The organism is Tianweitania sp. (assembly GCF_032053605.1).
Taxonomy (GTDB): Bacteria; Pseudomonadota; Alphaproteobacteria; order Rhizobiales; family Rhizobiaceae; genus Tianweitania.
Genome location: NZ_DAMBUH010000115.1, coordinates 4633 through 7709, shown reverse-complemented (window position 1 = coordinate 7709; position 3077 = coordinate 4633). Strand labels below are relative to the sequence as shown.

Here is a 3077-nt window from a genome sequence, read left to right as displayed (position 1 = left end):
AGCGGCAGTTTTCGCTCATGCTCGAGGGCGCTGACGATGCGGCCGTGGAAGCGCGACTGGCGAAGGAAATGCGCTTCGATCCCGATATCTGGGTGATCGAAATCGAGCCCGGCAAGCTGACGGTGGATGAACTGCTCTCGGTCGCGGCTTAAGCGACCTGATGGGCCCGCTGCGGCTGGGCTGCAGCATTGCCGTTGCCGGCCAGACGGCGGCTGACGCCGGCAAACACGGCATCGGCCTGGTAAAGCCGCAAGGTAGCCGCGGCTTCCTCCGGCGAGATCGCTTCATAGCGCGACACGAAGGATTGGATGGCCTGCGCGTGGCCGAAGCCGGAGGGAAAGGTCGCGGCAACAAGCAGGAAGGCTTGTTCCGGGATAAGCCGCAACGCCTTCAGCACGCGCGAGAAATCGCGCTTGTCGGACGAAGCCACGATGGAATGCGCCTGGCCGCCTTCGATCTCCAGCGCTTCGGCAAGGGCTGTCTCGAAGAACGGAAGTGAGCCGGTCAAAGCGGTTGCGCGGAGTGTCTCATAGGCGGGATGAGCAAGATGCTGCTCGGACGCGGTGTGGTCAGCCGGTGTAGGCTGCATCATGGCGCGCAGGCTTTCGCGCGCGGCTTCGGCGATGCCGGGCTTGGCAAGACGCTGGCGTGACAGCAACGCCTTTTCGATCAGCACCGCTGTGGTGGGCGTGAGATCCTTGCGCTGGATGATGACGCGCGCATGGCTGGCACCGCGGCGGCCGACAAGAGCGACGAGGTCGACATCGGTCAGGGCGTTGGATTTCAGCAGAAGCGGTGCGGCGATCTCGATGCGCTCGCCGGCAAGCCGTCGGACGAGGGCAGGCGGGGCGAACTTGCTTTCACTGAGGACTGCGGACACATAGCGCCGTGAATCTTCCGAGACGCTGTCATAAAGCTGAAGGCAAAGCTCCTCTAGCTGGATGATGTCGCGCCGGTTCGGCCGTGTCAGCGCACAGAATGCCGAGATCGCAGCACGAAACAGGCGGTCCGCGCGGCTCGCATCGTGCTTCTCAGCGATATGGCGGAAATCCTGTGACGCGGGCATGTCTGTTGGTTGAAAAGGGAGCCTGAAAGGCGCCCAAGCGCCTATCAATCAAATTAGCTTGGAGGCGTTAGCAAGCCATTAACCGTCAGCTGGCTGGATGGAAAACGGAGGCGTTGAGTCACTTGCTCCTATCGAAATGAGAGGGCTTGCAGATCATGACGAATATCTTGAACTTCAAACCGCGTGCCGAAAGCAGAGCGGGACAGCGCAGGCCGGAAACACCTGCGGACATCATCATCTTTCCCGGCGTTCGCTATGAGCGCATCGGTTGCGACCAGGCGAGTGCTTCAAGACGCGAGGGTGCGACGCTGTCCACGGCGCTGGTTCCGGTGCTACTACGGGGCTGAGGCCGCGTCTTCGGTCAGCGGCTGGCAGTTGAGGTCGCGGAAGAAGCGGTCGGCAACGCTGTTCCAGCTTTGATCGGGCACCAGCGCGCGCACGAGCGCTATGCCTTCGCTGGTCGTGCTTTCGATGAACACGGCGCGCTCGAGATCGGTCGGCATGGCGCGGCGCATCTCGACCATCTGCAAGGGCGACAGGATTACCACGTCAAGCAGGCCGGCGGATGCGGCGCGGTCGGTGAGGCTGTAGGTGGTTTGCCCGGCGCGATCATGGATCGAGAGGCTCCAGAACGGTAGCTGATGCAACGAGGACAGTTGCAAGCCGCCATCGGCGAGATCGAAGCGGCAGGCGGCGGCGCGAAACAGCGGATCACCGTTGCGCACCAGCGGCACGACCTCGGCGCCCGAACCGGTAGCGGGCGTCACTTGATAAAGCTCGCCGGCCTCTTCCAGCTGGCTCCAGGCATCGCGCGCCGTGGTGTGCGGAATGAGGAACAGGATCGCGATGTGGATGATCGCGGCACCCACCAGGCCGACCAGGATCGCGTAAAGTAGCTTACCCATCGCAGGCGATCCGGCGAATGGCGGGAAGGTTGGTGTCGGACGCCGAGCGGTTGGCCAAAGGCGTGTCATAAAGCGTGAGAACAAGCTGCATGGAGCCGGTGCCGGATACAGGCAGCCAGTTGCCGGATGCGGGCTCGGCACCGACTTCAACAACGAAGCGCGTCGTTTCTGCTTCGCGCAGAATGGCGAGCGAGCTGGTCGCGGCGGCGCGTTCGCCGATGCCCTTCAGCGCCACCTGATTTTCATCCGTGGCATAGAGCGTCCAGAAGCGGGCAGGCGGCGTTTCGCCCTCGACCGCATAGCGGCACTGGATGCTGAGCGGCTGGTTCTGTGTATCCACCGACGCGCGGAACTCGACGCCTTCGGCGCGGCCAAGCGCGAGGCTGCCTTCACGGGCATAGCGAGCCTGCATATAGGGATCAGCATCGGGCGTGCCGACATCGGGGAAGGCGACCCACGGGCCGACGCGGATGGCGCCGAAGCTCGCACTATGGTTCAGCGCATAAAGCACGCTGCCCGCGCCGCCGCCGAGGGCGATCGCAAGCGTGAGGCCAACAAGGAGAACGGTTTTCAGCATGACAGCGCCGTGGCGAGGTGACCCGCCATAGCGTGAGCCGGGTTCTCGCTGCAAGCAGCCTGATCAGGCGAAGCGGACAGGCTCAAAGTGCAGACAGCTTGTCTGCCGCCGAAGGTTGCGCCGGCGCGCCGCCGAAGGCCGCTTCGATCTCGGCCAGAACGCGGGTCGTGGCCGGCGACAGGATGCGTGGCGCTTCTTCTGCCGTGCTGTCGCCGCCCGACGATGCCAGGCTGGCGATGGCGTCGGCATCGGCAGGCTTTTCGAGGAAGGGCTTCTGAATGCCCGGGATCGGCTTGATCTCCACGTTGCGATGCGCATAGGCCATCAGCCGCTGCCAGACCATGGCGGGCAGGGAGCCGCCGGTCATCTCGTTGGTGGAAGTGAAGTCGTCGTTGCCGAGCCAGACGGCGGCGAGATAGTTGCCGGTGAAACCGACATACCAGGCATCGCGATAGGCCTGCGTCGTACCCGACTTACCGGCCGAGCGAATGCCGGGCAGGGCGGCGCGGCGCGCAGTGCCGATCTCGGG

At 64.1% G+C, this 3077-nt stretch carries 5 protein-coding genes and 1 pseudogene; 2 read left to right on the top strand and 4 right to left on the bottom strand.

All coding sequences use genetic code 11. From position 1 onward, the window contains the following. The first annotated feature begins 17 nt into the window (after positions 1–17). Entirely contained in the window at positions 18–152 is a 135-nt protein-coding gene (locus RTX98_RS20815; RefSeq protein WP_416223165.1) for a DUF1491 family protein, read from the top strand. Here the strand turns inward: RTX98_RS20815 and RTX98_RS17825 are convergent. Next, positions 149–1066, bottom strand: a complete 918-nt coding sequence (locus RTX98_RS17825; RefSeq protein WP_312798143.1) for a hypothetical protein — start codon at positions 1064–1066, stop codon at positions 149–151. The two genes, RTX98_RS20815 and RTX98_RS17825, sit on opposite strands and share 4 nt — an antisense overlap. A 155-nt stretch (positions 1067–1221) precedes the next feature. Between RTX98_RS17825 and RTX98_RS17820 the strand changes: the two genes are divergently transcribed. After that, the gene (locus RTX98_RS17820; protein ID WP_312798142.1) at positions 1222–1413 is read left to right on the top strand and encodes a hypothetical protein; all 192 of its coding nucleotides are present in this window, start codon (positions 1222–1224) and stop codon (positions 1411–1413) included. Here the strand turns inward: RTX98_RS17820 and RTX98_RS17815 are convergent. The 3 genes and pseudogenes from RTX98_RS17815 to RTX98_RS17805 all read right to left on the bottom strand — a co-directional run. Further along, positions 1402–1971, bottom strand: coding sequence for a DUF1254 domain-containing protein (locus RTX98_RS17815; protein ID WP_312798141.1), 570 nt, complete (start codon positions 1969–1971; stop codon positions 1402–1404). The two genes, RTX98_RS17820 and RTX98_RS17815, sit on opposite strands and share 12 nt — an antisense overlap. Further along, positions 1964–2548 (bottom strand): DUF1214 domain-containing protein, encoded by a 585-nt coding sequence (locus RTX98_RS17810; protein WP_312798140.1) that lies wholly within the window; start codon positions 2546–2548, stop codon positions 1964–1966. The genes RTX98_RS17815 and RTX98_RS17810 overlap by 8 nt, the downstream gene beginning before the upstream one ends. A gap of 82 nt (positions 2549–2630) precedes the next feature. Continuing rightward, a pseudogene (locus RTX98_RS17805) lies at positions 2631–3077 on the bottom strand (penicillin-binding protein); the annotation flags it as partial.

Excerpts from the sequence above, each read along its gene's own strand:
- RTX98_RS20815 (WP_416223165.1), top strand. The coding sequence starts at position 18 with ATGCTCGAGGGCGCTGACGATGCGGCCGTGGAAGCGCGACTGGCGAAG.
- RTX98_RS17825 (WP_312798143.1), bottom strand. The coding sequence starts at position 1,066 with ATGCCCGCGTCACAGGATTTCCGCCATATCGCTGAGAAGCACGATGCG.
- RTX98_RS17820 (WP_312798142.1), top strand. The coding sequence starts at position 1,222 with ATGACGAATATCTTGAACTTCAAACCGCGTGCCGAAAGCAGAGCGGGA.
- RTX98_RS17815 (WP_312798141.1), bottom strand. The coding sequence starts at position 1,971 with ATGGGTAAGCTACTTTACGCGATCCTGGTCGGCCTGGTGGGTGCCGCG.
- RTX98_RS17810 (WP_312798140.1), bottom strand. The coding sequence starts at position 2,548 with ATGCTGAAAACCGTTCTCCTTGTTGGCCTCACGCTTGCGATCGCCCTC.